Here is a 26,026-nt window from a genome sequence, read left to right as displayed (position 1 = left end):
GCATCGGCTGACTGCAATTCCCCTCGCAATCGGCCTTATGACATATGTCTGACAACTCCAGATTGGCTTGGCAAGCCGTTTGTGGCCTGCAGATGACAAGGTTGGCATAGTTTTGCGACGAGGCTGTTCAGCCGGACGAACACGCTCATCAGCGCCCCCCGAACAGGCTCTGCGCCGCGTTGGCGATCGCCGCCGCGTCGATGCCGAAATGCCGGTAGAGATCGGTCACCGTGCCGGTCTGGCCGAAGTGCTCCACGCCCAGCGTAATGGCCCGGTGCCCCCGCACACTGCCCAGCCAGCCCAGCGTCGCCGGGTGGCCGTCGATGGCGGTGACCAAGGCTGCAGTGTCCGGGGCATCGGCCAGCAGCGTCTCGACATGGCAGGTGGCCTCGCGGTCGCCATGCAGGCGCGCCCGCTGTGCGCCGTGCCAGCCGGCATTGAGCCGATCGGCGGAGGTGACGGCCAGCACCGCGACGTTGCGCCGGTCGCCGCCGATCATCCCGGCTGCGGTGATGGCTTCGCTGGCCAGCACGCCCTGGTAGGCGATGATCGCCTCGCAGTTCGGCGTCGGCGGCACTAGCCAGTAGGCGCCGCGAATGATGTCGTTGGCGAGCGCCGGCGTCACCTCGCGCGGCGGCTGTTCGATGGCGCGGGTGGAGAGGCGCAAGTAGACCGAGCCGCCGGAGACGTCGCGTGGCCAGTCGGCGAGATCGGCCCGGTCGCTGCCATCGCGCTGCATGTAGTCGAAACCCCAGTCGATGATCACCGAGAGCTCGTCGGCGAAGGCCGGCTCGAACGAAGCGAGCCCATCCTGCGCCATGCCGATCAGGGGCGTGCCGACCGATTGATGCGCGCCGCCTTCACCGGCCAGCGATACGCCGGAGGGTGTCGCCACCAGCAGGAACCGCGCATCCTGGTAGCAGGCATAGTTCAGCGCATCGAGACCGCGGGCGATGAACGGATCGTAGAGCGTGCCGATCGGCAGCAGCCGCTCGCCGAACAGCGAGTGGCTGAGGCCGGCCGCACCGAGCAGCAGGAACAGGTTCATCTCGGCGATCCCCAGCTCGATATGCTGGCCATCGGGCGTGAACTGCCACTTCTGTGCGCTCGGGATGCGTTCCTTCTGGAAGATGTCGGCCATCTCGCGGTTGGCGAACAGGTGCCGCCGGTTGACCCAGGTGCCCAGATTGGTCGAGACGGTGACGTCGGGCGAGGTGGTGACGATGCGGCGCGCCAGCTCGCTGTCGGTCTTGGCGATGGCGTCGAGGATCTTGCCGAACGCGGTCTGCGTGGAAGTGGCGCCGGGACCGACGAATTGCGGTCCCAGCGCCGGGACGGCCGGGCAGTTGAGCCGTCGAGACTGGGTCGTGTTGAACGGCACGGCGTCGAGGAAGGCCTGCAACTCGCGCTCGGATGGGTTGAGACCCTCGAAGCGGTCCCACTCGTGGCCGTCGCGAACCCGCATCGAGGTCTTGAGGCTCTCGATCTGCGCGCCGGTCATCTGTCCGGCGTGATTATCCTTGTGACCGGCCAGCGGCGTGCCCCAGCCCTTCACGGTATAGGCGATGAACACCGTCGGCTTGTCGGTGGTCTGGCCCTCGAACTGCTCGAGCAGGCTCTCGATGCAGTGGCCGCCGAGATTGGCCATCAGTTCGGCAAGCTCGGCATCCGTGCGGCGTTCGAGCAGGGCGGTGACCGGGCCCTGGTCGCCGATCTCATCGGTGAGCCGTTCGCGCCAGGCGGCGCCGCCACGGAACATCAGCGCCGAGTAGAGCGCATTGGGGCAGGCATCGATCCAGTCGCGCAGCCGCTCGCCGCCGGGCTCGGCGAAGGCGCGGCGTTGCTTGGCGCCATACTTGAGCGTCACGACGTTCCACTCGAAGGCGCGGAAGATCGCCTCGATCCGGTCGTAGAGCCCCTCGCGCACCACGCCGTCGAGGCTCTGGCGGTTGTAGTCGATGATCCACCAGGTGTTGCGAAGGCTGTGCTTCCAGCCCTCGAGCAGGCACTCGTAGACATTGCCCTCGTCGAGTTCGGCATCGCCGACGAGCGCGATCATCCGGCCTTCGGCGCGCTTCTTCGCCCATGGCTTGGCCCGCACATAATCCTGGATCATCGAGGCGAAGGCGGTGAAGGCGACGCCGAGCCCGACCGAGCCGGTGGAGATATCGACGTCGTCGGTATCCTTGGTACGCGACGGGTAGGATTGCGCCCCGCCATAGCCGCGGAAGGCCTTGAGCTTGTCGAGGCTCTGCTTGCCGAACAGGTACTGGATGGCGTGGAACACCGGCGCGGCGTGCGGCTTCACCGCCACGCGATCCTCGGGCTTGAGGATGCCGAAATACAGCGCCGACAGGATCGCCGTCATCGAGGCGGAGGAGGCCTGGTGGCCGCCCACTTTCACCCCGTCCGGGTTGGGGCGGAGATGGTTGGCGTGGTGGATCATCCAGTTGGATAACCACAAGGCCTTGCCAGCCAGTGCCTCAATCAGGGCGATACGCTCCGTCGACATGTCCCCTCCCAAATGTCTGACATTAACGGTGCACTAGCCCTTGGGGTGTTTCCTGCCTATTGTGACTGCTATGTCATCCCGTTGCGCAGGATTTACCACGATATGCCGCCAAGATCGGTGAATTCTGCCAAGACTGAGCTGACCGGAATCGATCGCCGCATCCTGAGGGCCCTGCAGGAAGATGGCCGCATGACCATCCAGGCGATCGCCGATCGCGTCGGGCTCTCGGCCTCGCCGTGCCTGCGCCGCATCCGCCAGATGGAGGAGGCGGGGATCATTGCTGCCTACAGCGCCGTGGTCGACCAGAAGGCGGTCGGGCTGCCCGTTTCGGTGTTCATCTCGATCAAGCTGGAGCGGCAACGGGCCGAGGAGCTCGATCGCTTCGGCGCTGCCATCGCCGGCTGGCCCGAGGTGATGGAGTGCTACCTGATGACCGGCCAGTTCGATTTCCTGCTGCGCGTCGTCTGCGCCGACCTCGCTGCCTACGAGGCGTTCCTGCGCGAGAAGCTCACCCAGGTGGCGGGCGTCAGCTCGATCGAATCGAGTTTCTCGCTGGGCCAGGTGAAATACTCCCGCGTGCTGCCCATCTGACGCAGTTACGGCGGCGCCAAACGTCGCTAAAAGCGGACCCGACAGTTTTCTTCGGGTGAGTCATGCAGGCCGACAGCATCGTTCTTGGCGCGGGTATCGTGGGCGTCAGCATCGCGGTGCATCTGCAGATGCGGGGCAGGGCGACCGTGCTGGTCGATCGGCGCGGCGCCGGCGAGGAAACCTCCTACGGCAATGCCGGCCTGATCCAGCGCGAAGGGGTGATGCCGCACGCCTTTCCGCAGGACCTGGGCGAGCTGTTCCGCTATGGGCTGAACAACCGCACCGACATGCACTACCACCTCGGCGCGCTGCCGCGCATCGCGCCCTTCCTCGCGCGCTACTGGTGGAACTCGCGGCCGGACCACTACCGCCGCATCGTCGAGACCTATGCGCCGCTGATCGCGCAGTCGATCAACGAGCACGCGCCACTGATCGAACGGGCAGGGGCGAGCCACCTGATCGAGAAGAAGGGCTGGTATCTGCTCTATCGCGACAAGGCCAAGCAGGACGAGGGCTACCTCAAGGCCGAGACGCTGCGGCGGGATTTCGGCATCGGCAGCGCTGAGCTTTCGAGCGCTCAGATGCACCGGGTCGAACCCGGCCTCGGCATCCCGCTCGAGGGCGCCTTGCACTGGACCGATCCGTGGAGCATCCGCGATCCCGGCGGGCTGGTGGTCAAGTATCGCGAGCTGTTCGAGCAACTGGGCGGCGTGGTGGTCAATGGCGATGCGCTCGGGCTGCAGCAGGGGACGAGTGGCTGGCGCCTGCCGGTGGCGGATGGCGTGCTCGAGGCGCGCGACGCGGTGATCGCGCTGGGGCCATGGGCCGGCGACCTTACCAGCCGGCTCGGCTACCGCCTGCCGCTCGGGGTGAAGCGCGGCTACCACATGCATTTCGGCCAGCCGGCGGCGCAGCCGCTGAGCAACTGGATCCTCGATACCAGCTATGGGTACCTGTTGACCCCGATGGCCCGTGGCATCCGGCTGACCAGCGGTGCCGAGTTCGCGCTGCGCGATGCGCCCGCGACGCCGGTACAGGTCGATCGCGACGAACCCTATGCGCGAGAGCTCTTCCCCGGCCTCGGCCAGCGCCTCGAGGCCCAGCCCTGGCGCGGCGCGCGACCGGCAACGCCCGACATGATGCCGATCATTGGCCCGGCGCCCAGCCAAAAGGGTCTGTGGTTCGCCTTTGGCCATGCCCACCACGGCATCACGCTCGGGCCCGTCACCGGCCGGCTGATCGCCGAGATGATCACTGGCGAGGCGCCGTTCGTTGACCCCACCGCGTTTTCGGCCGAGCGGTTTCTGTAACTGCTGCTGCAGGTGGTTGCGGACCCCCACCCCTGTCCCCTCCCCGCAAGGGGGAGGGAGACCCTCACACTGATATCGAGGCTATCGTCTCCCTCCCCCTGTTTGAGGGGGAGGGGACAGGGGTGGGGTCAGCCCGCCCTGGCGCCTCGGCCCAAGCCAGAAATCCGACTGCCGCATTTTGCCGCTGCTCGGGGGCTTGAACTCGGCCGATAGCTCGCTACGTTTTGCGGGCGGTACCGGGCCCCTCTGACGGCAGCACTTCTACGCTCCGTGATGTCGGAACTGCTCCAACGTTCACATGGAGAGGTCCGGCATGGATATGCTGCTCAGCGCCCTTATGGGCGATTTCCTTGGTACTCCCGTCTATTTCTGGGTGGCGTTTCTCGCCATCGTCATTGGCCTGTTGGTCTTCGACCTGGGCATTCTCAACCGCAACGCGCACGAAATTTCCGCTCGCGAGAGCCTGACGCTCTACGCCGGCTACGTCTTCGTCGCGGTGCTGTTCGGCATCTGGGTATGGTTCAGCCGCGGTGCTGAAGCCGGGCTCGAGTTCTACACCGGCTACCTGATCGAGCAGAGCCTCGCGATGGACAACATGTTCGTCATCGCGACCATTTTCGGCTTCCTCGCCATCCCGCGCCTTTACCAGCACCGCGTGCTGTTCTGGGGCATTCTCGGCGTGATCGTGTTCCGGGCGCTGCTGATCGGTCTCGGCGCGGCGCTGGTGCACTCGTTCAGCTGGGTGCTGGTGCTGTTCGGCGCGTTCCTGATCTTCACCGGCGTGCGGCTGTTCTCGCATCAGGACAAGGAACCGGACATCGAGGCCAACCCGATCCTCCAATTCCTCCGCAAGCACTTTCGCATCTCGAACACGCTCGACGGCAAGAACTTCCTGACCAGGCTGCCGGATAGCAAGACCGGCAAGCTCGTGACCTTCCTCACCCCGCTCGGCGTGGCGCTGATCATGGTCGAGACGGTCGATCTGATCTTTGCCGTCGACTCGGTACCGGCGGTGTTCGCCGTCACGCAGGACACCTTCATCGTCTACACCTCGAACATCTTCGCCATCCTGGGCCTTCGCGCCCTCTACTTCGCGCTTGCCGCGGCGATGAACCGCTTCCGCTACCTGCAGGTCTCGTTGGCCATCGTCCTGGTGCTGATCGGCATCAAGGTGGCGCTGGTGCCGTTCGATGTGAAGATCGACACCTTCCTGTCGCTCGCGGTCACTCTCGGCGTGTTGGCCGGCGGCGTCTTCTACTCGCTGTGGAAGACCCGCAACGAGCGGGACGTGTCGGCCGAGGTGCAGCCGGAGCAAGGCCGGCTCGAGCCGTAAGGGGGCGAACGGGGCCAGCGGCTAAGCTCCGCTTGGCCCCACCCACCGGCGTCATCCCCGCGCAGGCGGGGACCCAGTGCGATCTTTCAGGCTCCACCGCGCAGCAGCATCCCACTGGGTTCCCGCCTGCGCGGGAATGACGCCGGTGGGGGCCGAGACATCTGGGCGACTACGCGGCCCCTACGGCCGCACCGTCACCACATCGAGCGTTCCCGCGGGGAGGGGCTTCAGCAGCTCCTCCTCGGGCTTGGTGAGAAACAGCCAGTGCGCCCAGTCCTCGGGCAGGATCACGCAGACCTGCCGGTCGTGATAGGGCGCGATATCCGGCCCGGGCTCGGTGGTGAGCATGGTGAAGCTCAGCGCCCCATCCGCGTCCTCACTCCAGAGGCCCGCAATCGCCATCATCGGCGAGCCCTTGAGGCTGAAGCGGTGCTTGGTCTTGGGCGACTTGGTGCCGGTGAACTCGAAAAAGCCCGACAGGATGACGAGGCAGCGCTTCGATTTGTCGAAGTGCCGCCCGTCGGACTTGAAGTTGAACACCGGTGGCGCCTTGGGGCGCGGCGGTGGCCAGCCGAACCGCATCGAGACCACCTCGACGCCGTTCCCGGCCGCCCGCAGCACCGGCCCCATATCGCCGATGCGGATGTCATCGGCCCGCGGCAGCTCGGCCGGCGCCTCGCTGCTGTCGAGCTCGAGCGCCTTGATCGCTTCGAGATATTGCTGGTGGGTGACGTGCTGCTCGTAGTCGTTACACATCAGGCCCTCCGCGCTTCGGGATCGCTCAGCGCCAGCCGAGCGCCGGCGCAACGTGCTTCAGCACCGCCTCGATGACATGCGCGTTGTAGGCCACACCCAGCTGGTTGGGCACCGTCAGCAGCAGCGTATCGGCCGCCTTGATCCCCTCGTCCTCGGCCAGCTCCTTGACCAGTTGCTCCGGCTCCGCCGCATAGCTGCGGCCGAACACGGCTTGCTTGCCCGGCTCGATATAGCCGAAATGATCCTGGCTGCGCCCCTCGCCGCCGAAATAGGCGCGGTCCATATCGGTGACCAGCGGGAAGATGCTGCGGCTGACCGAGACGCGCGGCGTACGCGTGTGACCGGCTTCCGCCCAGGCGGCGCGGAAGGCTGCGATCTGCTCGGCCTGCTGGATGTGGAACGGCTTGTCGGATTCGGCCATCACCAGGGTCGAGCTCTGGAGGTTCATCCCCATCTTGCCGGTCCACTGCGCGGTCGGCGTCGTCGCGGCGCCCCACCAGATCCGGTCCCTGAGCCCCGGCGAATGTGGCTCGAGCCGTAAGAGGCCCGGCGGGTTGGGGAACATCGGCCGCGGGTTGGGCTGGGCAAAGCCTTCGCCGCCGAGCACATCGAGGAACACCTCGGCGTGGCCGCGCGCCATGTCGGCATCGGTCTGGCCCTCGGCCGGCACATAGCCGAAATGCCGGTAGCCATCGATCACCTGCTCGGGCGAGCCGCGGCTGATACCCAGCTGCAAACGCCCACCGGCGATCAGGTCAGCGGCGCCGGCATCCTCAGCCATGTAGAGCGGGTTCTCGTAGCGCATATCGATGACGGCGGTGCCGAGCTCGATCCGGCTGGTTCTTGCGCCGGCAGCGGCGAGCAGCGGGAACGGCGACGCGAGCTGGCGCGCGAAGTGGTGGACGCGGAAATAGGCGCCGTCCGCGCCCAGTTCCTCGGCCGCCACGGCCAGCTCGATCGATTGCAGCAGCGCATCGGCCGCCGATCGGGTCTGCGATTGCGACGAGGGCGTCCAGTGCCCGAACGAGAGGAAACCGATCTTCTTCATGGTATTGGCCTTAGCGTTGCCGGACCTCCTAGATGTCACGGCAAGGGAGAGGGATCAACGTCGTCGGCGTCTGTCACGTGCCGGTCATCCGGCGCAGTTAGGAGGCCCGCCATCAACCATGGGGCCACTGCCGTGACACTGAAATTCATCGTGATGAGCGACCTGCACCTGGTGCCGGAGGGCGAGCTGTCGATGACGCTCGATACCGCCGCCCGGCTGGAAGTCGCGGTCGAAACCATCAATGCCCGCTATGCCGATGCCGATTTCTGCATCCTCGCCGGCGATCTCGCCGATCTCGGCCAGGCCGCGGCCTATCGCCGGCTGCAGGCAATCCTCGCCAAGCTGACCATTCCGGTGCACATCACGCTCGGCAACCACGACGACCGGCCGACCTTCCTCGCCGTGTTCGGTGAGGATTTCGCCGGCGAGACCGGCCATGTCGACAAGGTGCTCGATGTGAAGGGCTACCGCATCATCCTGCTCGATTCGTCCGAGCCGGGCCGTGTCGATGGCGTGCTCGAGGCGCATCAGATCGACTGGCTGAAGGCCCGTCTGGCGGAAGCCGCCGACAAGCCGGTGATCGTCATCCTCCACCACAACGCCAACGCGCTGCATATCAGCTCCGACACCATCCGCATCCTCGAGGACGGCCCGTTCCTCGAGGCGCTGGCGACGCATGACGATATCCGCCAGGTGATCGCCGGCCACGTGCACGTCACCTCGACCGCCACCTATCGCGGCATCCCGTTCACCACGCTGGCCGGTGGTCACTACTCGGTGAGCTTCAACGTCGACCAGCCCGGCAAGCCGATCCGCCGCCTCACCGGCCCCGGCCAGATGGCCGTGGTAATCGGCACCGAGGACCGCACCACGGTGTTGTTCGAGGATTTCGTCGACGGCAACGAGGAGATCGTGCTGGCGGCTGCCGCCGAGTAAGCGGTGCCGGGGTGCGCGTTACTCGACGCGCACCTTCTTGACGAGGCCAAGCCGCTCGAGCTTTTCCAGGGCGTTGATCGCCTTGGGGTTGCCGGTATTGGCCTTCGACGAGAGGTCCTTCACCAGCGAGGCCGCGTCGCTCGTATCGCCGGCCTCGTTGAGCATGGTGATCGCCTTGACGTAGTCGACGGTCACGCAGCGCTTCCCCATCTGCTTGCCATGGTAATAGAGCAGCGCCGCTTGAATTTTGTGCGCCCGGCTCTTGTTGGCATCGGCGAGGACCTGCTCGCAGCTTGGCAGCGTCTCTGCGGCAACGGATGAAACGGCTGCCAGCAGCAGCACTGCGGCAAGTATCGTACGACGCATGAAATATCCCCCTGAGAACATTGCCGACGATTGGCATGCGGGTCAGGCGGCAGCAAGTATCTCCGCTGCGTCGGAGCGGAGATATTTGCGCGGATAGTTTACGCCGGGCGCGGCGTCAGGCGTTGCCGGGGCCGGTGATGTTGACCAGCCAGGAAATGCCGAACTTGTCGCTCAGCATGCCAAAACTGTCGCCCCATGGCGCCTTCGCGAGCGGCATCATCACGTTGCCGCCGGCCGAGAGTTTGTCCCAATAGCCGCGCAACTCGGCCTCATTGTCGCCGCTGAGCGACACGCTGATGTTGTTGCCTGGGGTGTGCGGCATGCCAGGCGGCGTGTCGGCTGCCATCAACCAGTAGCCGCTGGAGGAGATCAGTTGGCCGTGCATGATCTTGTCCTTGTCGGCGGGGTCGTGCGGCATGCCGCCCTCGGCGTAGGTGCTGATGGTCAGCTCGCCGCCGAACACCGAGCGATAGAACTCGATGGCCTCGCGGGCGTTGCCGTTGAAGTTGAGATAGGGATTGAGGCGCGTCGGCATGGTTTCCTCCCGTGCTGCCTCAGCCGAGGCTAGAGCGCTTTCAGGAAAAGTTGCAGACTTTTCTGGTTCGAAAGCGCGCCAGAATCAAAGACTGAGATCGCTTCGCCGTTCCACTTGAACGGAGAAACGATCTAGGTGAGCCGCGGTGACGAGAACAAGACGCGCGGGCTTGCGGGTGCTTTGACCGTCCGCTCTACTTCGCCTCGCGGAGGAGACCGGCATGGAGCTGCAGTTCAGGGCGACGGTGATCTACTGGCGCGGCCCGGCGCCGTTCTTCTACGCCCGCATCCCCACGGAAATCGGCGCCGAGATCGGCAAGGTGAAGAAGGCCGCGAGCTATGGCTGGGGCGTCATCCCGGTGGAAGCGACGATCAACGGCGTCACCTTCACCACCTCGCTGTTCCCCAAGGATGACACCTACCTGCTGCCGCTGAAGCAGGTAGTGCGCAACCAGCTGGGTGTCACCGCCGATGACCAGATCGATGTCGAAATGACCATCGGCGGCGGCTACGTGCCGCTGCAGTTCCGGGACTAGAATGCTGCTCGGGCAGAGCCGCCGGTCAGTCGGGCCAGCGGCTCTGACGATGCTCTTAGCGGCCGGCGAAGATGCTCTCGGCCCACGCCATCATGCCGCCGCCGCCGCCGCCGGCGTAACGGCGGAGTCGTGCGGCGAGGCTGTGGCCGGTCAGCGAGCCCATATAGTGGCAATCGCACAGCAGCCGGTGGGCATCCTCGTCATTCATCGCGAAGTAGTCCATGGCGTCGCCGAGCGTGTTGCCGCGCAGGCCATCGCCACGCAGGACCGGGTCACTGAAGGCGATGGCGAGCGGCGTGCTTTCGCTCCCTCGATATGCCCGACGATCCGCCTCGCTCAGGTACTCGATGCGATAGAGCGCCTCAATCGAGCCGGGATGTACCTCCAGCAGGTCGGCCCAGCGGTTGAGCCGTTCCTTGCGTGTCATGGTGGTGAGCGGGTTCGCCGCCACGATCGCGGCGGCCTCGCGCAGTTGTTCAGGTGTCTGGTGCTTCATGGGGACCTCCTCCGGGCCTGGGCACAGCGGCAGCCAAGGCCGATCTTGCCCTGGTGTCCCTTGTGCCTGACGCTTGGCTCGCGAGGCGACCGCCGGCTCCTGCCTTGGTCCTGCTGGTGGAGTGAGGCTGCGCCGCAAAGCCGCCGCAATGACGGCGGTCCCGAAGATGTGACCAGCGCGGCCCCGGGGGCCGGCGCCGGTCACCGATCAGGCGGCGAGCGGCAGCGCGAGGCGGCGGATTTCGGCCGCGACACGCGCCTGCAGCGCCCACAGGTTCCGGTCGCGGATGCCGTGCGCCTCGAGCTGCGTCACCGTGTTGTAGAGGTATTGCGCGCCCGAACCCCAGTGCCCGGCGGCGCGGGCGAGGGTGCGCGCCACCACGCTCTGCGGCAGCCGGCCGGCATAGTTGGCGCCCTCAGGCGAAGCGACGAAGGCCAGCGCATGGAGCGGCCCGCTCGGTGTTGCGAGCCGCATCCAGCGCGGCACGTTGGTCGGGCGCCGGCTATCGGTCTCGCGGACGAGCAGCCGCACCAGCTGGCCATGCGGATCGGCATCGGGCAGCCGGTAGGCCAGGCCCGCGCACGAGCCTCCGCGATCGAGCGCCATCATCAGCCCCGGCACCTCGCGGGTGCCGCGCCAGCGGGTCAGCCGCATGCAGAAGCGGCGGTGCCAGCCATGCGCTCGCGCCTGGCGGGTCTCGAGATGTTCGAGCTCCGGTTTCCAGATCAGCGAGCCATAGGCGAACAGCCACAACGGGCCATCCGGACGGTTGGCCAGCAGCGCGGCGGCCGTGGCGTCGAGGTCGGCTTCGGTGGGGTCGGGCTGGCCGGGCATCGGGCCCGGATCGGGCTCGGTGCGCTCGACCAGCGCAACCAGTTCAGCAGTCAGCTCCATGGCGGAGCGGCGTAGGGACATCGTCCAACTCCAAGCGGTCGCCCCCCGCCGGGATTGGGTCGGATATGCCCAGAGCGGCGCGGGGGATCAAGTGTACTGCTGGTACGGAACTGCTCTCGGGCGGGCGACCCGGTTTCGACGCAGGTCGCAACCGAAGCGGCCGAGCCGGCGTTGCCCAGGGGCAGCGACAGGAGGCCTCCATGCAGACACGACGCATCCACGAAGTAGCGGGTCAGGCGACCTGGGTGATGGTGCTCGAGACCGGTGACGAGGCGATCGATTGCCTCACCCGCTTTGCCGGCGAAGCAGGCCTGGATGCCGCGAGCTTCACCGCAATCGGCGCTTTCGAACGGGCGACACTTGCTTTCTTCGATTGGGAGCTGAAGGAATACCTGCCGATCCCGGTCGAGGAGCAGGTCGAGGTGGCATCACTCAGTGGTGACATTGCCCTTGGGCCGGATGGCCAGCCGGCAGTGCATGTGCATGCGGTGCTGGGACGCCGCGACGGCAGCGCGCTCGCAGGCCATCTCAAGGCCGGCGTGGTGCGGCCGACGCTGGAACTGGTGCTGACTGAGTCGCCCGGCGCGCTGCGCAAGCGCGTCGACGCCGAGAGCGGCGTGGCGCTGATAAGGATGTAGGCCGGTCGGGCACCATGACCGCCGCTCACTCGGGGTCATCCCTGCGGGGAGGCGACACTGGGGTTCAGCTCAGCTGAGAAGGCCAAGGAGCTACCACATGCCCGAAATCTCAGCCGGAATCCTGCTGCATCGGCATGGCCCCAACGGGCGTGAGGTGTTGCTGGTGCATCCGGGCGGACCGTTCTGGGCCCAGAAGGACGAGGCGGCCTGGTCGATCCCCAAGGGGCTGATCGATCCCGGCGAGGAGCGGGAGGCGGCCGCACGCCGGGAATTTGCCGAGGAGGTGGGCACGCTGCCGGAGGGCGCGCTGGCGCCGCTCGGCGAGTTAAAGCTGTCGAGCGGCAAGCAGCTGGTGGCGTTTGCGCTCGAGGGGGATTTCGACCCGCAGGCGCTGATCTCCAACAGCTTCGAGATGGAGTGGCCGCCGCGTTCCGGACAGCGGCAGAGCTTTCCCGAAGTCGACCGGGCAGGGTGGTTCGGGTTGGACGAAGCGCGGACCAAACTGCATCTGGGACAGCGCGTTCTGGTTGATGCGTTGCGGGCGCATACCCGGCCATAGACTTCTGGCGCGAGTGATGGCAGGGAGGCCAAAAGGGGAAGGCCCATGCGCATCGCGGTGACCGGCACGCACGGCAGTGGCAAGTCCACGCTCGTTGAGGATTTCGTTTCAGCTACTGCAGGTTACGAGGCGGTGCCGGAGCCCTACTGGCTGCTGGTGCAGCAGGGGGTAGTGTTCGCCGATGGGCCATCGGTCGCCGACCTCGAAGAGCAGCTGAAGCAGAGCTGCGCGCTGCTTCTGGCGACCAGCGAGGCGAACGTCGTGTTCGACCGCTGCCCTCTCGATTTGATCGGTTATCTCGAGGTGCTGAGCGCGGCTGAGGGCTTTGAATGGAGCCCGGACGGCAAGCTGCTGAAACGCATCGAGGATGCGCTGGCGTCGCTCGACCTCGTCGCCTTCGTGCCGCTGAAAAGCCCGGACGAGATCGAAGTGGCGATCGAGTACCCCAAGCTCAGGAAGCGGGTGGATGCGCGGCTCAAGATCATGCTGCGCGAGGATGATCTCGGGCTGCTGGCCGACGGGCCGCGTGTGGTCGAGATCACCGGGACCCGGGAGCAGCGGGTGCGCCGCCTGACCGAGGCGCTGGCTGGCTGAGCTGTTGCTCCTAGTCGTAGGCCTTCTCGTACTTCTCCAGCGCGCGAATGGCCTTGGCGTTGCCGCCGGCGGCGCGATCGCGGATGTAGGTCAGGGCCGCCTTGAGGGTGAAGGCGTCGCCGGACTCGCGGGCGAGCACCAGCGCCTTGAAGTAATCGACCTTGAGGCAGCTGACGCCCATGATCATGCCGTGCATGTAGAGGTGCGAGGCATCGGTCTGGCCGACCGCTGAGGCATCCTGGCGGGCCACGATCTCGGCGCAGATCGCCTTGATTTCGTCCTTGGTCGAGGCGGTGCTCACCTTGGTGTAGAGCGAGCTCTTGGGCAGCAGCTGCGCGCCGCCCTTGGCGGCGACCTCGGTGGCAATGCCCGCACTGGTCGCGAGAACCAGGGCAGCAAGAAGTGTGGACAGGCGTGAATTGTGTCGCATGGTGGATGCTCCAGTGCTCGGGGTTACTTGAGGCGCTTGGTCAGCGCTTCGATGCTGGTGCGGCGTTTGGGGAGGGAGAATGGCGGCTTCTGGCGCTTCGCGAGCCCGAACACGTCGCCCGCGGCGCGCTCCACCACGACGCTCTCAAAGATCTTCAGCGATTGGCATTCCCAGCCCGCGCCGCTGTGGCCGGTGACGGGGTTGTAGCTGTTGGACGTGTAGCCGAAGCAGATATTGCCGCGCTCGGTCTTCCAGCGGCCGGGCAGCACCACCTTGTTGCCGGGGTACCAGAGCCAGGTGCCGCCCTGCTTGTCGTAGTATTCCACCTGCGTGCCGTGGCCGGGGCTGTAGGTCATGATGGTCTGGTTGGCGAGCTTGGGCGCGGCGAGCGCCACACCGACGCCGGCGAGGACGATGAGGGTGGCAAGGATCAATCGCATGGCGGGGTTCCTCATTGACCGCAGAACTCGTCTTCGATGCGGCAGGGCCCGGCACCGAGCGCGTCGCAGGCCTTGAGCGCCGCGGCGTGGGCGCGGGACTTGCTGCCTGCCTTGCCGACACCCCATTTGCTGCCGGTGGTCGCAATCGCCAGGCACCCGCTGGATCCCGAGGCCACCACCTTGCAGTTCTGGTATTGCTTGCGGCAGGCCTCCAGCGTGACGTCGCTGGCCCACGAAATCGAGCGGAAGCGCTGGACAAAGGGCTTGCCGCCCGGCGCTGCCTGCGCCACGGCCCAATCGGCCATGGCTGGCACCGGCGCCAGCAGCGACAGGCTGCAGGCAACCGCCAGTATCAGATGCTTCATATTATCCCCCAAGGCGTAAGTATGACTTGCGTATGAAGTATCGCTAAGGGGTAAGACTTCGCGCCGCCAGTGCAGCCTGCGGATAGGGTAAATTCTGGCGGGAAATATCGGTCAGGCAGTGGCTGGGGGTGGCATCCCGTCCAGGCTCAGATACTGATCCCGCAGCGCTCAGGCACCGACCCACCCCAACCACGGTGTCACCCCGGCGGAGGCCGGGGTCCATCCTGAGATGCCCTTAGTGAACCGAGTTGAATGCCAGCCCTGATATGGGCGGCGCTGGCGGGCAGTGGTCCGCCAAGAAACCTGAGGATGGGCCCCGGCCTTCGCCCATACGCGCTAAGGTCAGGTGATTTCCACTGCTCGGATGCGGCGCCGATGGGCGAACTTGCCACCCGGCAGAGCCCCAAACTCGGTGTCATCCCTGCGAAAGCAGGGACCCAAGTCACTGCCCGCGCAGATGGATGGATGGCGGACGAGGGCAAAAAGCCCTCGCCGCGAGGTCCCTGCTTTCGCAGGGATGACAGCCGGTGGGTGGGGGCGATCGTAACTTAGCGCCCATAGACCTTCGCCGGAGTGACCCTGTGGGTGATGTAAGCGGGGAGGCCGACTTGCTCTTCCCAGGAGGTCCCCAGCCTAATCCTCGCTGCGCCCGCCGCCCTCGCGGTTGCGCTCATAGCGGTGCTTCAGCGGGAAGGGCGGCAGCCAGGCTTCGCGCCGGATGGTCCAGAGCTCATAGCTCGGCTTGAACTGGTCCGGCGCATCGAACGCCCCCACATGCACTTCGATCTCGTCATCCGACTGAGAGAACACCGACGACCCGCAGCGCGGGCAGAAATGCCGCCCCAGATACTGGTGCGTCGCGCCTTCGATGGTCACCGCATCCGCCGGAAAGATCGCGAACACCCCGAACAAGCTCCCCGAGTGCTTGCGGCAGTCGAGGCAATGGCAGATCCCGGTGCGGTACGGCTCGCCAGAGGTGGTGAGGCGGACATCCCCGCAGAGGCAGGAGGCGGTGGGCATGGTGTGGCTCCCGGTCGGCGACGCCGCATGGCGCCCTTTCTAGAGCCGAATATCCATTTCGGCGAGGCCGGCCGGCATCCGACCTTGAATACGCGGCGGGGTTCAGGGCTGTCGCGCCGGGCCGACCCGCTCGGCAATATGGAGCGCGGGCGGAGACGCCGAGCTTGCTCGAACCGTCTTCCGCCCGCCTTCACAGATTCAACGGGTCGCGATCGACATGGCGTCGCGGACCTTGCCACTCGGAGCCCATTTGATCGAGACCCTCTCGCCGACCTTGAGCTTGGAGAAGTCGCACCTGGGTCCGAACTGATAGACGTTCTTGCTGGTGAGGGTGACGGTGCACGCCTTGGCGTCGAGCAGCTTGACGGTGCCGCGGGCAGTCTTGAAGTGCACCCGGGCCGCCACGGTGGGCGCGTGGGCGGCAGGGGCGGCAGGTGCGACCATGGTGCCGCCGCTACCGTAGCCGGCAGCCATTACCCCGGACGAGGCGCTGAGGGCGGCAACGAGCAGAACTGGGAGGACAAAATTGCGCATGACAACTCCAATCGGTTACGGCCGGGTCGACCAATCGTCTGACGGCCTCGAGGACCGTAGGTCCGAGCGCTTACACCTCCCTGTCCGCCACCTTACATCCGCGCAAGGTTGGCGAGGCTGTCTCGGCAACGGCCGTCGGCGCTGATCATTGTCGTCGTCGCGCAGCGGCCCGATCGGGCCTGGCGCTAGAGCCGAATGCCCTTCTCGGCGAGCCCGGCCAGCATCCGGCCGTTGAAGGCCCGGGCAATCTCGGGCTGCCGCACCGGACTGGTGCGCAGCGACCCGCTCACCACCACCGATCCGGCATTGATCTCGTCGATCCCCAGGTCGTGCATGTCACTGGTAATGGCTTTGGCGAATTTCGGGTCTGCCCTGAGCTCGGTGGCTGCCGTCCGCATCTCGTCGATCACCGCCAGCGGATCGGTGCCGCTCGGCACGGTGAAGCGCGGGCGAAGCACGCCAAAATTCCGCGAACTGTTCTTCAGCGCCTTGACCGTCGAGAACGGAATCGAGTGCAGCGCCCCATCGCTGTCGCGTAGCCGCATGCTGCGCAGCGACAGGCTCTCGACCACCCCGGTGCGATCGCCGGTGCTGATGGTGTCGCCGACGGCAATCGTGTCCTCGGCGAGGATGAAGAAGCCGGTGATGACATCCTGCACCAGCTGCTGCGAGCCAAAGCTCAGGGCGAGGCCGAACACACCGGCGCCGGCGATCAGCGGCGTCACGTCGACCCCGATATTGGCCAGCACCGCAATGCCGCCCAGCACCACCAGCAGGATCAGCACGCCATTGCGCATCAGCGGCAACAGCGTCTGCAGCCGGCTCGAGCGCTGCGCGCCCGGACGGGTGTTCGGGTTCGGCGCCAGGGTCGTGGCGATCCAGGCATCGAGCGTCACCCAGATCAACCAGGCCACCGCGACAACGGTGGCAGCGGCAAACAGTGGGCCGACGATTACGCGGCCATCACCGGTGAGCCAGCCCCAGATGTTGAAGCCCCAGACGCCGGCAATGGTGATCGCCATGGCAAAGAGGGTCAGCGCGTCGGCGGCGACCCGCAACAGCCTGAGGATCTTGCCGGCCACGATCTGACGAAGGGTATGCCTTTGATAGCGGTAGCGCGGCGGCGTGGACGAGGTGAGCCGGTGCAGCACGGCGATCGTCACCATGCCGGCCAGCACCACCGCGAACGACCACAGCATCTGGCTCAGCACATCATTGTCGCGCTGCCCGGCCAGGAGGCTGAAAATGCTGAGGATCAGAAAGCCATAGGCGAGAAGGTGCCAGTGCCGCGCGAGGCGCCGGGTAGCGTTGCGGATCGGATTGTCCGAAACCGGAGCGCGCGCTGCGGCGCCGAAGATCAGCCGGCCAAGCGCCACCCGGTGCCGCGACACAAATGCCAGCATGGTGAGCGCGGCGATGCAGTTGAGGATTAGCCCGACAAAATCGGCCGCCGACCACCCGAGCACTTGCCGCAGCGACGGGTCGGAACTGAGCGCCGCGAAGGTGGCAAAGCTCGCGACCGCCAGCCACCACGGGTAGAACCGGCGCTGGCCATAGCGGATCAGCCGCACGCTGCGCGCGCTGCCGAACCCGGACAGCGCCGACGTCGCGAGGTCGGCCGTCAGCATCGCCAGGAGAATCCCAATCGCGAGACTATTGAAACTGGTGCTCGCCACCTTCGGCACCGGCAACAGGCTCGCCAGCACCGCGACCAACAGCGCTGCCGCCGCCGCCAGCACCACCTTCAGCATCAACCCCATCGCCAGCTTCCGCTTCCGCACCGGTTTTGTCGGCTGCACCAAACCGCGCGTAACCCGGCGCAGGCCAATGCCGATGCCGGCGACGATCACCAGGCCGGGCAGGGCCCAGAGCAGGAACTGCAGCAACTGCCCACTGCTGACCCCACTCTGCACCCGGCTACCGATCTGCGTCCCGGCCTGCGCCAGCTTCCGATCGATCGGCACGCCGAAGGTGGCGGTCGGCAGCGAGGTGACGAGCTCGTCGGACCAGCGGTACAGGGCTCCGACGAGGCCGGTGCTCGCACGGTTGTCGGCTTCCTCCCCGCCGGCTGCTGCTGCCGGCGCATCGGTCGGCGTTGATCGCAGATGCTCGAGCAACTGCTCTCGCAGCACGGGGTCCTCCAGCACGACGATCAGCCGATCGACGGCCTCGGACGAAGCCGCCGGGGCAGGGGCCGCCTGCTGGGCACCGGCGCTGCCGATCGACAGCATGACGAGAATAACGGCGATCAGCTGCTTCAAGGTGTAGTCTCCGTGTGGTCCATCCGGGCGGCAGATGCGCGGAATCGAAAGGGCTGTGTACTAGCCCTTGGGCGAGCAAATTGTCAGCATCGTGCCGAGGCTTAGCCTAAAGCGCTACGGGACGGTCCGACCAGCGTCGTCCCGTCCCCCGATAACCATTGGCAATGTGACCCGTGCCGGTTGGATACGCCTGCCGGCGATGATCTGGTCGAAGCAACGGAGGGTGTGTCTGGCCTCCCGGTGCCGGTTACGGCAGGGTGTGCCCGGCGGCGCGGAACAGGCGGTACCATTCCTCGCGCGTAAGATTGATGTCCGAGCCTGCGGCGCTCTCGCGGATGCGCCCGGGCCTGCGCAAATATGTAGATTGGGAAATCGACGCCACACTGCAAAAGGGCCACGGTCTCATCGGCGTGCGGTTGCCAACGCTTTCTCCGATGCAGAACGGTCTGTACCCGGTTCCGGATCGTCTGTTTGACAACGTCAATTCCGGCTATGCCGTATGGACCGATTGGGCCACGATAACCCAAGGGCGACACAGTTTGGTCAGCCTGATCGAAACTGCGAACTCGAAGAACTCTTCGTTGATCGACAACTCTCGCCCCCGCCGCATGCGCAACGCTTGAAGGAGACCTGCATGCCGATTCCCACGCGCCCGTTTTTGATCGTCTATGTAGCTTGGCATCCGGACTTCGAACTTGGACCGACAATCGCCAAGCACCTGTTCGACCATTATCGACGCGAGCACTTCGGTAACATTGCCGGTGGCGCAGGACTGAGTGTCGTCTATCGCCATGTAGCGAAAGCTGCCACAGGTGCTCCATTGGCGATCGATTTCGAGGAGGGCGAGACTTCTGCCGTTGTGGTGCTTTTCGACGAAGAGTTCGCGAAGTCCCGGGAATACATGGCTTGGCTGAAGTCGGTGGAGGCTTCGAGCGAAGACGCCGGCATGCGAGCGATGGTATTTCCTGTCGCCATGGATTCATCGCTCACGAAGGCTGGCGTCGTGGAGCAGGCAGTTCGATGGGATCACTGGACGCACATCCAAGAGCCCCAAGCCAAACTGCAGAAGCTGACCACCGACCTAACCTATCAGTTCAGCCGGATGCTTCGGTCCTATCTCGAGCGCCTGAAGCGGCCGCTGACCGAGGACGAGGAACTGCTCGGCTACTTGCAGAAGGTTCAGATATTCCTCAGTCACTCGAAGCATGACGCGGACGGCGAACGCATCGCCAAGGTCGTCCGAGATGCGTTGCATGATGGACAGGGCTTCAGCAGTTTCTTCGACGTCAAGGATATTCCCACCGGGACGCGGTTCGATCGAATCCTCTTGGCACAAGTACGCGTCAGTGCCGTGGTAGCGATCCACACGGACAGCTTCTCATCAAGGGAGTGGTGTCGTCGAGAGATCATCGAAGCGAAGCGGCACAACGTCCCCCTCGTCGTAGCGAACTGCATACAGGATGCGGACGAGCGTGGCTTTCCCTATCTTGGCAATGTGCCCCTGGTCCGTATGGACCCCATTCTGCTTGATCGCATCGACAACATAGTTGGCAGATTGCTGGATGAAGTCCTCAAGGACTTCCTGTGGCGTTGCCGCGTCGAGATGGTGCAGCGCGACGGCGGTGATGGCGCCGTATTCCTGCCTCGTCCGCCGGAACTGATATCTCTTGCAGCCCTCGACGGCGAGGCTCAAGCGAAAGTCACTCTTGTTTACCCCGATCCTCCCATTGGTTCGGAAGAGCAGCGGCTATTCGAGGTCATCGCCCCTTGGGTGAAGCTCAGGAGCATTACCGAGTGGATTGCTCAGTCTGGAGTGCACCCATGACTTACCGCGAACCACTCAGCCAGATGGCGATCGCCATATCGATCTCGGAGAGCGACGACTTGGCAGTCTTGGGCCTCGCCGAGGAGCATCTTCGCGACGCTATGACCGAGATTTCTCGCCACCTATTGGCCATGGGGGCGCGTCTGGCTTACGGAGGAGACCTGCGCGACAACGGGTTCACCAAGCTCCTGCTCGAGCTGGTAGCGCGCCACAGGCGAGATGCGGATGTGGGCGACACCAGGCCAGCAGTCTCGAACTACCTTCCCTGGCCGGTCCATTCGATGAAGTCGAGGGAGTATCTAGCAGGCCTGCAGGATGATCTCGAGGGGCTCGGCGTACTCTATTGCTTGGACAGGGATGGGCGACCGGTTGTCCCGAATTCCGATGTCGTTGCCGCCAGTTCTGATTTTTCCGACGAAGACTGGGCTGAAAGCCTCACTGCCATGAGGCGGGCGCAGACTGATGCCATCCACGGCCGAGTCGTTCTTGGTGGGCGGGTGACGAAGTTCAAGGGGCGGATGCCGGGCATCGCCGAGGAGACCGAATTCGCTCTGAAGGGAAAGCAGCCGCTGTATCTGCTTGGTGGGTTTGGAGGCTGCGCGAGGGACATTGCCGCGGACATGGGCTTGATGCCGGGTATCCCCGCAGATGGAGATTGGGCCGGTCGCAAAGAGCTGTCGGTCTGGAAATGGACGGACATGGCCAACGGATTGGAGCAGGCCGAGATAGAGACCTTGGCGCGAACGGTTCATGTCGATCAGGCCGTCGCTTTGATCCTCCGAGGGCTGCTTAGGTTGAGCCACCGAGATGGCCGTGATTGACTACCCGACCCGTGGCGATCTTCTCCGCTTCGCGGCCGAACTGAACCTAACCGAGCAGGCCTCCGTCAGGAAAACAGCAGAGGATCGAAGTCCGGAAGGAGCGACGTTTCTTTCACATTCGAGCAAGGATCAGGAGCTAGTGGTCGGAGCGGTTCGACTGTTGAGAGGGCATGGTGCTACTGTCTACATCGACAAGAAGGACCCTGGGCTGCCGCCTTACACGAACAAGGGCACCGCAACAGAGCTGAAGAAGAGGATACAGCAGTCCAGAAAGTTCGTGCTCCTCGCTTCGAACAACAGCAAGGACAGCCGCTGGGTCCCATGGGAACTAGGAATAGCTGATCAGGCCAAAGGCCTCAGCCGTGTTGCCGTGCTACCCGCAGTGGAATCGCAGAACGATATCACGTGGAGCACCTGGGAATACTTGGGGCTCTATGACCGCATCGTTTGGGGCGATCTTCAAGGGGAATCGAAGCGCGTGTGGATGGTGCTTGACCAACGAAAGAACACGGCGACCGAACTATCGGAGTGGCTCCGATCCTAAAGAGCGACAGGGCAGAGCTTTTAGCCGAATAGGGGCAATGTTTCTTCCGCCGATACACTAGCCTTCAAGCCGTAGTGCCTCGACACGCCGTCGATGAATTCCGGTTGTCCACCATAACTAGGGTGACGCACTTGCTTGGCATGGATTCCGAGGTCGGACATCGCGATTTCGGCGTCACGCCCTATAGCGAGGACCGACTGAGGCGCAAGCAAGTCCAACAGCGTCACCATCACGTGTCGACATGCATGTCTCTCCGCGCGCGTGTGGGACCTGTTCGTCATGGGATGGCCTGGCTCATGGGGATGCAGCGGAAACACGTTCCACAAGAACACCGGTTTCCCGATCTGCATCAACATACGCCAGATCACCGTCGCAGTGCGCTCCGCCGCGACGGGCCCCAGGGTCGAGCGTTTGAAGTCCTTTGCGCCAAGCAGGCTGGCATGGGCTTCCAAGTGCGCTTCATCTGTCAGCGCAAGGCCGGTCCTACGGCCTCCTCTATAGCCCAGGTCGCGCGCTATCCAGACGCTATCCACGCCGTTTGCGAGTGCCGCATCCAGAGCGGCCGCCAAGTTGGCACGCCGTATTGCCGCCGCGTCGGGCCGATCGAAGTCGGCGCATGTGTCAGAATAGGGATTGAACGCGTTGTCGAACTTAAGATCTGCGACCATCGCCACGAAGTTATTGGCCACGGGCGAACGCGCAGTCATTCTAGCTTTTCGAACATGATGGTTCGCTCGTTGAGGTCGATTGTTACGACGCCGTTGCGGTGTTCGCGAAGCTCTCGAAAGACCCGGAAGCCCTCAAGGATCGCATGCTCCCACTGCCACAGCGGCCTTTGCGCAACCTCATACCCGGTCACGAGCTCGCGGACAGCCTTCAACAACCCGTAATCCAGGGATTTTACGTGCTTGAACGCGCCGTGGCGCAAACCATGGTTGAAGATCCAGGTCGAGATCCCTTCTTCGATGATGTTTGCTCGCGCGCCATCCTCGTTTTCGTCCACCACCGGATTGCTCTTGCGTTTGATGCGAAGCAAGGCGCGAAGGGTAGGGGACCATCCGAGTATCCCCGCGAAGGCTAGGTGAAAGACGTCGTGATACCTGTAGTCGTCCGGTTCTTGCCGGTTGTCGGTCAGCGGGCTGCCCAAGTTGACGCCGTTGTACCTCATCACCACCTGCTGGCGCGAACCGTGGGTTCGTTCGATGAACTCGACCCGCATTGTACGAGGCAACTGCTCCCATTCCGGGAAGTCGGTGTCGTATAGCCCGCCCCAGTTCTTCTGCTCGGGCCATCGGCCGAAAGTCTTGATGACGTTTTGACGCGCAGCGGTGTCGAGGCTCACCTGGGCGTCGTCGGCGGATATCAGCAGTGCTCGGAAGATCTCCACCAAATCGGCTGAGAGCTGGTCGCCATTGTCGCGAATCTGGCCACCGCTCCAATGTGACAGGAGTATCCCAACTCTGCCCGCCAAGGCCAAAAGGCTGGCCTCGACCTGTTCGCCAGCGACTGGTTCGGCAAATGGAATGTCGTGTTGCTGCAGATCGACGAAGGTCGTGGCGCCGGCTTTGCCTCGATAGGTCCAGTCTGCCAGAGAAAGCCGAGCGCGCTCCGCGATATCGGACAGGTTCAGGCCAGCGCGCAAAGCGGCGTTTGAGAAGTACCATAAGGAGTCGCCCAACTCCTCGATGACCTCGTCGTGATAGGACGAGAACGACTCCTTGTCGCGCTGCTTCTTTTTCAGCGCGCTGAGCAGACTTCCCACCTCGCCGAACAAACCGAGGAGAACGAAGCCCAAACCATCGATGCTAGGTTTTCCGTTCTTGTCTGTTCTTTGCGTGAACTGCTGGTATTCGTTGAGGGCGAGCGGCGCGTCGTCATCCGTGAACAGGCTGCCTTGCTGGCGCATCAGTGATCGTGCATCAACCGTCATCGACTCATCCTCCCAACCGAGATGCTGAAGTCACGAGCTCCGGCCTGCAAGCCGTTCGTGGGATAGAAAATGTATCTCAGGCTACTTTATTCGTCTGCTTGGAGTAGCGAGCAGCGCTGTTCTCGAACTGGTAGGGATCGGCGAGCACAAGATTCCAGTTGCCTCGCCCCTTTTCTTCCATCCAGTCCAGCAGAGGGCCGCACTGCCAGTCGAAGAACGTGCGATGATTGCGACCGTTCTTGTAGTCGATCTCGTCGAGGATGGCCCGTGGGATCTCGATCGCGTCGCGGCCGAAATAGACGAATTTGTTCGAGTACAATACTCGGTCCGTGCCGGTGTCGTTCTCCACGTTGAACCACTCCGGGGTGCCGTCTTCATTGCTGTGGTGCGAGTTTTCCTGCGTCCATAGGTCCTCCTCGGTCTCGCGATGGTAGATGTTGTCGCCCAGCATCGCCATCTGCGAGCCGTTGCGGGCGGGGCGCTTCGCCTTGAAGTCCGGATGAGACCAGTACTCGTTGAACGAGAGCGATCCAGTCACCTGCATGAAGTAGATGCATTTGCCAGTTGCCTTCAGGGCCGACCCGCCAACACCCACTACCCAATCGCCTACCTTGGCCACACTGCGTATCCTGGGCTTGCATGTCGCTAGGGTGCAGGTCCCATGGAAAGGGTTGGGAGCGAATCCGAAGTCCCGATCGATGACATACACGTAGACTTTTGCCATCGTCAGCACCGAGACGTGGATGCAGCGTGGACTGGTGCCCGGTCACCGCCTCCAGGATTCTCGAAGGTGTTTGTGCCTTCCACTGCAGCGATAATGCTGTCTGCGTTCCAGTTGACGATGGCGCTGGCGTATTGCTCAAGAGCCGCCGGCTTGTCGTTCTCTGTTCCTCCGCGTTCGTAAACGCCGATGATTCGTTTGCCTTGGCGCTTCGCCTGGTTGATCTCCCAGTCGACCCAAGGGCGTTGAGCGGTGTTCTTTCCGATAACGACGATGACCGTGGAAGCCCAGCTCATCTTCATGCGCAGCAAACGCTGTATCGTCTTGTCGCTCACCAACCCCTTGTTCAGTCGCTCCTGGTTGGCGGGCTTCGCCCTGATTGAGCTGTTGCGGATCTCGTAGCCGTTGCGAGACAACATGTTGGTCATGTTCGTCACCGCCTGATCGTCGGCATGGTGGTGACTGATGAATACGTGACGGCGCGACGCCATGGTTTCTCCTCGAAAAGATCACTAACGATTGTTCACCTTTTGGTCCTCGCGCGGTATGTTGTGTCGGCCTGATTTATTGTAAAGAGCTGGAAGAGAAAATCTTTGGCATTCGAGCTTGTTAGAGGCTCTGGGCGCAAACGGAGCTGTCTGGCATGAATCAAGGCACTAGCGCGCAGCCGGCGTCGCTGGCGACAACTGACTACATCCGGATCGCACTCGACAAAGATTTTGGTCTAAGCGTCCACATAAACATGGTAGTGGTAGCATTGCTGGTTCTTGCCGTAGTGCTTGCATTCTTGGCTCGCTACTACTTTTTCCAGCGCCGCCTGCCACAGTTTGAGATCGAGGAAGCAGAATTCGGCCTTGGCGATCAGAAGATCACCTTGAGAGCGAACGATCTTGATCGCACAGTTGCCTACAGGGTCTGGGTGGAGCTGAGCACTCGCAAGATTGGACTGCAGATCGACCCAGATGACGACGTCATCGATGAAATCTACAACAGTTGGTACGAATTCTTTGCCGTGACACGCGAGCTGGTGAAGGACGTCCCGGTCGTGAAGGTGCGCCAAGACTCAACCCGTAAAATCATCCAGCTTTCGATCGAAGTGCTCAATACGGGGCTTCGGCCGCACCTAACGAAATGGCAAGCGCGGTTTCGGCGTTGGTATGCAAACCAACTCGAGAGGGACAAGGATGCTCTTGAACACCCTCAGGACATCCAGAAGCGCTTCCCGACTACGACAAGCTGGTAGCCGAGATGCTTGAGGTCAACAAGAAGCTGATAGCCTATCGTGCAAAGATGTACGACTTGGTAACGCAGTGACTATCGGTCCTCTACCGGAGGAAGTAGCTCGGTAATTGATCCATTGATGCCCACAGTGCCATAGGCAGTCGCGTCGCTATGCCAAGCGCAGTGCCACTTGGGTACCCAGCAGCGACCTTGCTCAGCGGCACGCTCACCATGAAGGAGCGTTGCTCGTCGGGTATCGCTACTGGATATAGGCCCAAGAACTCACGGCCCCTGTGGTCCTGGCCAACGTCTTCGACAACCGGCAGAACACATATTCTGCCCTTTGCTGCATCAAACCAACCGATCTCCCAACTCATCCATGTCGAGGCGGCGGCGTGATCAGAGTCGATGAAGACAAGCGCAGTCGAAGCGCTAAGCTTCTCCCTCAGACGCGCTGCCTCTCGCGAGGTGGTTGCGGCGTGATCGTTGTCGGGGTCCTCCAGCCAATCACAGAAGACCTTAAGGCCAAGGTCTTCAACAAGAGTGGCATAGACGCCGAGCACGATCTCTTTGTCGCGGATCGCTTGCGAAAGGAAAATGTCGTACTTCGGCGAGTCCACTTGAGCTTGTAGTGCTAGTGCGGTGTCTACCGAAACTGAGTGGTCCCTGGCAAATGCCCGGCCGCGGCGCCTTAGTTGCGGTGCGGTTGCGACCCGTGCTTGCATTCATTAGCCCCCGTCCCACCGCAATCGAAGCGCGTAAACTGATTCATTCAGGAATTAAGCAGAAAGCCCCGGGAGTCCGGGGCTTT

At 63.8% G+C, this 26,026-nt stretch carries 31 protein-coding genes; 13 read left to right on the top strand and 18 right to left on the bottom strand.

Going from position 1 to position 26,026, the window contains the following annotated elements:
- Positions 1 to 148: 148 nt before the first annotated feature.
- Positions 149 to 2,512 carry a thiamine pyrophosphate-binding protein gene (locus AC1ROK_RS24960; RefSeq protein ID WP_492851968.1) on the bottom strand — a complete coding sequence of 788 codons (2,364 nt, stop codon included), beginning with the start codon at positions 2,510 to 2,512 and terminating at the stop codon, positions 149 to 151.
- A 102-nt stretch (positions 2,513 to 2,614) separates the two neighbouring features.
- On the opposite strand from AC1ROK_RS24960, the gene AC1ROK_RS24955 reads away from it, so the two are divergent.
- The 3 genes from AC1ROK_RS24955 to AC1ROK_RS24945 all read left to right on the top strand — a co-directional run bounded on the left by AC1ROK_RS24955 (position 2,615) and on the right by AC1ROK_RS24945 (position 5,746).
- Positions 2,615 to 3,103, top strand: a complete 489-nt coding sequence (locus AC1ROK_RS24955) for an Lrp/AsnC family transcriptional regulator (protein WP_492851966.1) — start codon at positions 2,615 to 2,617, stop codon at positions 3,101 to 3,103.
- A gap of 62 nt (positions 3,104 to 3,165) precedes the next feature.
- Positions 3,166 to 4,413 (top strand): NAD(P)/FAD-dependent oxidoreductase, encoded by a 1,248-nt coding sequence (locus AC1ROK_RS24950; RefSeq protein WP_492851964.1) that lies wholly within the window; start codon positions 3,166 to 3,168, stop codon positions 4,411 to 4,413.
- Between the two features lie 313 nt (positions 4,414 to 4,726).
- Positions 4,727 to 5,746, top strand: coding sequence for a TerC family protein (locus AC1ROK_RS24945; RefSeq protein ID WP_492851962.1), 1,020 nt, complete (start codon positions 4,727 to 4,729; stop codon positions 5,744 to 5,746).
- A gap of 180 nt (positions 5,747 to 5,926) precedes the next feature.
- On the opposite strand, the gene AC1ROK_RS24940 is transcribed toward AC1ROK_RS24945, so the two are convergent.
- Together AC1ROK_RS24940 and AC1ROK_RS24935 are read right to left on the bottom strand one after the other, a co-directional pair.
- Positions 5,927 to 6,502, bottom strand: a complete 576-nt coding sequence (locus AC1ROK_RS24940) for an SOS response-associated peptidase (protein WP_492851960.1) — start codon at positions 6,500 to 6,502, stop codon at positions 5,927 to 5,929.
- Positions 6,503 to 6,527: 25 nt separating this feature from the next.
- The gene (locus AC1ROK_RS24935; protein WP_492851958.1) at positions 6,528 to 7,550 is read right to left on the bottom strand and encodes an LLM class flavin-dependent oxidoreductase; all 1,023 of its coding nucleotides are present in this window, start codon (positions 7,548 to 7,550) and stop codon (positions 6,528 to 6,530) included.
- 132 nt (positions 7,551 to 7,682) lie between these two features.
- Between AC1ROK_RS24935 and AC1ROK_RS24930 the strand changes: the two genes are divergently transcribed.
- Positions 7,683 to 8,486, top strand: coding sequence for a phosphodiesterase (locus AC1ROK_RS24930; protein ID WP_492851956.1), 804 nt, complete (start codon positions 7,683 to 7,685; stop codon positions 8,484 to 8,486).
- A gap of 18 nt (positions 8,487 to 8,504) precedes the next feature.
- Here the strand turns inward: AC1ROK_RS24930 and AC1ROK_RS24925 are convergent, their stop codons facing one another.
- Both AC1ROK_RS24925 and AC1ROK_RS24920 read right to left on the bottom strand, forming a co-directional pair.
- Complete coding sequence (locus tag AC1ROK_RS24925; RefSeq protein ID WP_492851954.1) at positions 8,505 to 8,852, bottom strand: helix-turn-helix domain-containing protein; 348 nt, start codon at positions 8,850 to 8,852, stop codon at positions 8,505 to 8,507.
- A gap of 115 nt (positions 8,853 to 8,967) precedes the next feature.
- On the bottom strand, positions 8,968 to 9,387 hold the full coding sequence (locus tag AC1ROK_RS24920; RefSeq protein ID WP_492851952.1) for a VOC family protein: 420 nt from the start codon (positions 9,385 to 9,387) through the stop codon (positions 8,968 to 8,970).
- Positions 9,388 to 9,607: 220 nt separating this feature from the next.
- On the opposite strand from AC1ROK_RS24920, the gene AC1ROK_RS24915 reads away from it, so the two are divergent.
- Positions 9,608 to 9,922, top strand: a complete 315-nt coding sequence (locus AC1ROK_RS24915) for a DUF1905 domain-containing protein (protein WP_492851950.1) — start codon at positions 9,608 to 9,610, stop codon at positions 9,920 to 9,922.
- 55 nt (positions 9,923 to 9,977) lie between these two features.
- On the opposite strand, the gene AC1ROK_RS24910 is transcribed toward AC1ROK_RS24915, so the two are convergent.
- Positions 9,978 to 10,418 (bottom strand): hypothetical protein, encoded by a 441-nt coding sequence (locus AC1ROK_RS24910; RefSeq protein WP_492851948.1) that lies wholly within the window; start codon positions 10,416 to 10,418, stop codon positions 9,978 to 9,980.
- 207 nt (positions 10,419 to 10,625) lie between these two features.
- Positions 10,626 to 11,333 carry a gamma-glutamylcyclotransferase gene (locus AC1ROK_RS24905; protein WP_492851946.1) on the bottom strand — a complete coding sequence of 236 codons (708 nt, stop codon included), beginning with the start codon at positions 11,331 to 11,333 and terminating at the stop codon, positions 10,626 to 10,628.
- A 179-nt stretch (positions 11,334 to 11,512) separates the two neighbouring features.
- Between AC1ROK_RS24905 and AC1ROK_RS24900 the strand changes: the two genes are divergently transcribed.
- From AC1ROK_RS24900 to AC1ROK_RS24890, 3 genes are all read left to right on the top strand, one after another.
- The gene (locus tag AC1ROK_RS24900) at positions 11,513 to 11,950 is read left to right on the top strand and encodes a PPC domain-containing DNA-binding protein (protein WP_492851944.1); all 438 of its coding nucleotides are present in this window, start codon (positions 11,513 to 11,515) and stop codon (positions 11,948 to 11,950) included.
- Between the two features lie 97 nt (positions 11,951 to 12,047).
- Positions 12,048 to 12,509 (top strand): NUDIX hydrolase, encoded by a 462-nt coding sequence (locus AC1ROK_RS24895; protein WP_492851942.1) that lies wholly within the window; start codon positions 12,048 to 12,050, stop codon positions 12,507 to 12,509.
- 45 nt (positions 12,510 to 12,554) lie between these two features.
- Entirely contained in the window at positions 12,555 to 13,103 is a 549-nt protein-coding gene (locus tag AC1ROK_RS24890) for an AAA family ATPase (RefSeq protein ID WP_492851940.1), read from the top strand.
- 10 nt (positions 13,104 to 13,113) lie between these two features.
- Here the strand turns inward: AC1ROK_RS24890 and AC1ROK_RS24885 are convergent, their stop codons facing one another.
- The 6 genes from AC1ROK_RS24885 to AC1ROK_RS24860 form a co-directional block, all read right to left on the bottom strand.
- The gene (locus AC1ROK_RS24885) at positions 13,114 to 13,533 is read right to left on the bottom strand and encodes a hypothetical protein (protein ID WP_492851938.1); all 420 of its coding nucleotides are present in this window, start codon (positions 13,531 to 13,533) and stop codon (positions 13,114 to 13,116) included.
- A gap of 23 nt (positions 13,534 to 13,556) precedes the next feature.
- Complete coding sequence (locus AC1ROK_RS24880; RefSeq protein WP_492851936.1) at positions 13,557 to 13,973, bottom strand: hypothetical protein; 417 nt, start codon at positions 13,971 to 13,973, stop codon at positions 13,557 to 13,559.
- 11 nt (positions 13,974 to 13,984) lie between these two features.
- Positions 13,985 to 14,338, bottom strand: a complete 354-nt coding sequence (locus AC1ROK_RS24875) for a DUF4189 domain-containing protein (RefSeq protein WP_492851934.1) — start codon at positions 14,336 to 14,338, stop codon at positions 13,985 to 13,987.
- Between the two features lie 633 nt (positions 14,339 to 14,971).
- Positions 14,972 to 15,358, bottom strand: coding sequence for a GFA family protein (locus AC1ROK_RS24870; protein WP_492851932.1), 387 nt, complete (start codon positions 15,356 to 15,358; stop codon positions 14,972 to 14,974).
- Between the two features lie 198 nt (positions 15,359 to 15,556).
- Positions 15,557 to 15,892 (bottom strand): hypothetical protein, encoded by a 336-nt coding sequence (locus AC1ROK_RS24865; protein ID WP_492851930.1) that lies wholly within the window; start codon positions 15,890 to 15,892, stop codon positions 15,557 to 15,559.
- 185 nt (positions 15,893 to 16,077) lie between these two features.
- Positions 16,078 to 18,153: a mechanosensitive ion channel family protein gene (locus AC1ROK_RS24860; RefSeq protein ID WP_492851928.1), complete on the bottom strand. Its 2,076-nt coding sequence runs from the start codon at positions 18,151 to 18,153 to the stop codon at positions 16,078 to 16,080.
- 308 nt (positions 18,154 to 18,461) lie between these two features.
- On the opposite strand from AC1ROK_RS24860, the gene AC1ROK_RS24855 reads away from it, so the two are divergent.
- From AC1ROK_RS24855 to AC1ROK_RS24840, 4 genes are read left to right on the top strand one after another with little or no spacing between them, the layout of a single operon-like run.
- A complete protein-coding gene (locus tag AC1ROK_RS24855) occupies positions 18,462 to 18,776 on the top strand; it encodes a TIR domain-containing protein (protein ID WP_492851926.1) in 315 nt (104 codons plus the stop codon).
- An 11-nt stretch (positions 18,777 to 18,787) separates the two neighbouring features.
- Complete coding sequence (locus AC1ROK_RS24850; protein ID WP_492851924.1) at positions 18,788 to 19,978, top strand: toll/interleukin-1 receptor domain-containing protein; 1,191 nt, start codon at positions 18,788 to 18,790, stop codon at positions 19,976 to 19,978.
- Positions 19,975 to 20,799, top strand: a complete 825-nt coding sequence (locus AC1ROK_RS24845; RefSeq protein WP_492851922.1) for a hypothetical protein — start codon at positions 19,975 to 19,977, stop codon at positions 20,797 to 20,799. Before AC1ROK_RS24850 ends, AC1ROK_RS24845 begins: the two co-directional genes overlap by 4 nt.
- Complete coding sequence (locus AC1ROK_RS24840; protein ID WP_492851920.1) at positions 20,786 to 21,343, top strand: toll/interleukin-1 receptor domain-containing protein; 558 nt, start codon at positions 20,786 to 20,788, stop codon at positions 21,341 to 21,343. Before AC1ROK_RS24845 ends, AC1ROK_RS24840 begins: the two co-directional genes overlap by 14 nt.
- A gap of 20 nt (positions 21,344 to 21,363) precedes the next feature.
- Here the strand turns inward: AC1ROK_RS24840 and AC1ROK_RS24835 are convergent, their stop codons facing one another.
- The 4 genes from AC1ROK_RS24835 to AC1ROK_RS24820 form a co-directional block, all read right to left on the bottom strand.
- Positions 21,364 to 22,050, bottom strand: coding sequence for a uracil-DNA glycosylase (locus tag AC1ROK_RS24835; protein WP_492851918.1), 687 nt, complete (start codon positions 22,048 to 22,050; stop codon positions 21,364 to 21,366).
- A complete protein-coding gene (locus AC1ROK_RS24830; protein WP_492851916.1) occupies positions 22,047 to 23,273 on the bottom strand; it encodes a nucleoside triphosphate pyrophosphohydrolase family protein in 1,227 nt (408 codons plus the stop codon). Before AC1ROK_RS24830 ends, AC1ROK_RS24835 begins: the two co-directional genes overlap by 4 nt.
- 76 nt (positions 23,274 to 23,349) lie before the next feature.
- Positions 23,350 to 23,997: an Nmad2 family putative nucleotide modification protein gene (locus tag AC1ROK_RS24825; RefSeq protein WP_492851914.1), complete on the bottom strand. Its 648-nt coding sequence runs from the start codon at positions 23,995 to 23,997 to the stop codon at positions 23,350 to 23,352.
- Positions 23,998 to 23,999: 2 nt separating this feature from the next.
- Positions 24,000 to 24,485 (bottom strand): TIR domain-containing protein, encoded by a 486-nt coding sequence (locus tag AC1ROK_RS24820; RefSeq protein WP_492851912.1) that lies wholly within the window; start codon positions 24,483 to 24,485, stop codon positions 24,000 to 24,002.
- Between the two features lie 152 nt (positions 24,486 to 24,637).
- On the opposite strand from AC1ROK_RS24820, the gene AC1ROK_RS24815 reads away from it, so the two are divergent.
- The gene (locus AC1ROK_RS24815; protein ID WP_492851910.1) at positions 24,638 to 25,237 is read left to right on the top strand and encodes a hypothetical protein; all 600 of its coding nucleotides are present in this window, start codon (positions 24,638 to 24,640) and stop codon (positions 25,235 to 25,237) included.
- Positions 25,238 to 25,319: 82 nt separating this feature from the next.
- Here AC1ROK_RS24815 and AC1ROK_RS24810 read toward each other — a convergent pair whose 3' ends face one another.
- Positions 25,320 to 25,835, bottom strand: coding sequence for a toll/interleukin-1 receptor domain-containing protein (locus tag AC1ROK_RS24810; protein ID WP_492851908.1), 516 nt, complete (start codon positions 25,833 to 25,835; stop codon positions 25,320 to 25,322).
- Between the last annotated feature and the right edge of the window lie 191 nt (positions 25,836 to 26,026).

Source organism: Devosia sp. GW821-FHT12F11, assembly GCF_058806655.1.
The sequence above is the reverse complement of the archived record's forward strand: the minus strand, read 5'-3'. Positions and strand labels throughout refer to the sequence as shown.

What these genes read in the sequence shown, in the direction of transcription:
- AC1ROK_RS24960 (WP_492851968.1), bottom strand. Translation starts at nt 2,512, where the DNA reads ATGTCGACGGAGCGTATCGCCCTGATTGAGGCACTGGCTGGCAAGGCC.
- AC1ROK_RS24955 (WP_492851966.1), top strand. Translation starts at nt 2,615, where the DNA reads ATGCCGCCAAGATCGGTGAATTCTGCCAAGACTGAGCTGACCGGAATC.
- AC1ROK_RS24950 (WP_492851964.1), top strand. Translation starts at nt 3,166, where the DNA reads ATGCAGGCCGACAGCATCGTTCTTGGCGCGGGTATCGTGGGCGTCAGC.
- AC1ROK_RS24945 (WP_492851962.1), top strand. Translation starts at nt 4,727, where the DNA reads ATGGATATGCTGCTCAGCGCCCTTATGGGCGATTTCCTTGGTACTCCC.
- AC1ROK_RS24940 (WP_492851960.1), bottom strand. Translation starts at nt 6,502, where the DNA reads ATGTGTAACGACTACGAGCAGCACGTCACCCACCAGCAATATCTCGAA.
- AC1ROK_RS24935 (WP_492851958.1), bottom strand. Translation starts at nt 7,550, where the DNA reads ATGAAGAAGATCGGTTTCCTCTCGTTCGGGCACTGGACGCCCTCGTCG.
- AC1ROK_RS24925 (WP_492851954.1), bottom strand. Translation starts at nt 8,852, where the DNA reads ATGCGTCGTACGATACTTGCCGCAGTGCTGCTGCTGGCAGCCGTTTCA.
- AC1ROK_RS24920 (WP_492851952.1), bottom strand. Translation starts at nt 9,387, where the DNA reads ATGCCGACGCGCCTCAATCCCTATCTCAACTTCAACGGCAACGCCCGC.
- AC1ROK_RS24915 (WP_492851950.1), top strand. Translation starts at nt 9,608, where the DNA reads ATGGAGCTGCAGTTCAGGGCGACGGTGATCTACTGGCGCGGCCCGGCG.
- AC1ROK_RS24910 (WP_492851948.1), bottom strand. Translation starts at nt 10,418, where the DNA reads ATGAAGCACCAGACACCTGAACAACTGCGCGAGGCCGCCGCGATCGTG.
- AC1ROK_RS24905 (WP_492851946.1), bottom strand. Translation starts at nt 11,333, where the DNA reads ATGTCCCTACGCCGCTCCGCCATGGAGCTGACTGCTGAACTGGTTGCG.
- AC1ROK_RS24900 (WP_492851944.1), top strand. Translation starts at nt 11,513, where the DNA reads ATGCAGACACGACGCATCCACGAAGTAGCGGGTCAGGCGACCTGGGTG.
- AC1ROK_RS24895 (WP_492851942.1), top strand. Translation starts at nt 12,048, where the DNA reads ATGCCCGAAATCTCAGCCGGAATCCTGCTGCATCGGCATGGCCCCAAC.
- AC1ROK_RS24890 (WP_492851940.1), top strand. Translation starts at nt 12,555, where the DNA reads ATGCGCATCGCGGTGACCGGCACGCACGGCAGTGGCAAGTCCACGCTC.
- AC1ROK_RS24885 (WP_492851938.1), bottom strand. Translation starts at nt 13,533, where the DNA reads ATGCGACACAATTCACGCCTGTCCACACTTCTTGCTGCCCTGGTTCTC.
- AC1ROK_RS24880 (WP_492851936.1), bottom strand. Translation starts at nt 13,973, where the DNA reads ATGCGATTGATCCTTGCCACCCTCATCGTCCTCGCCGGCGTCGGTGTG.
- AC1ROK_RS24875 (WP_492851934.1), bottom strand. Translation starts at nt 14,338, where the DNA reads ATGAAGCATCTGATACTGGCGGTTGCCTGCAGCCTGTCGCTGCTGGCG.
- AC1ROK_RS24870 (WP_492851932.1), bottom strand. Translation starts at nt 15,358, where the DNA reads ATGCCCACCGCCTCCTGCCTCTGCGGGGATGTCCGCCTCACCACCTCT.
- AC1ROK_RS24865 (WP_492851930.1), bottom strand. Translation starts at nt 15,892, where the DNA reads ATGCGCAATTTTGTCCTCCCAGTTCTGCTCGTTGCCGCCCTCAGCGCC.
- AC1ROK_RS24855 (WP_492851926.1), top strand. Translation starts at nt 18,462, where the DNA reads ATGTCCGAGCCTGCGGCGCTCTCGCGGATGCGCCCGGGCCTGCGCAAA.
- AC1ROK_RS24850 (WP_492851924.1), top strand. Translation starts at nt 18,788, where the DNA reads ATGCCGATTCCCACGCGCCCGTTTTTGATCGTCTATGTAGCTTGGCAT.
- AC1ROK_RS24845 (WP_492851922.1), top strand. Translation starts at nt 19,975, where the DNA reads ATGACTTACCGCGAACCACTCAGCCAGATGGCGATCGCCATATCGATC.
- AC1ROK_RS24840 (WP_492851920.1), top strand. Translation starts at nt 20,786, where the DNA reads ATGGCCGTGATTGACTACCCGACCCGTGGCGATCTTCTCCGCTTCGCG.
- AC1ROK_RS24835 (WP_492851918.1), bottom strand. Translation starts at nt 22,050, where the DNA reads ATGACTGCGCGTTCGCCCGTGGCCAATAACTTCGTGGCGATGGTCGCA.
- AC1ROK_RS24830 (WP_492851916.1), bottom strand. Translation starts at nt 23,273, where the DNA reads ATGACGGTTGATGCACGATCACTGATGCGCCAGCAAGGCAGCCTGTTC.
- AC1ROK_RS24825 (WP_492851914.1), bottom strand. Translation starts at nt 23,997, where the DNA reads ATGGCAAAAGTCTACGTGTATGTCATCGATCGGGACTTCGGATTCGCT.
- AC1ROK_RS24820 (WP_492851912.1), bottom strand. Translation starts at nt 24,485, where the DNA reads ATGGCGTCGCGCCGTCACGTATTCATCAGTCACCACCATGCCGACGAT.
- AC1ROK_RS24815 (WP_492851910.1), top strand. Translation starts at nt 24,638, where the DNA reads ATGAATCAAGGCACTAGCGCGCAGCCGGCGTCGCTGGCGACAACTGAC.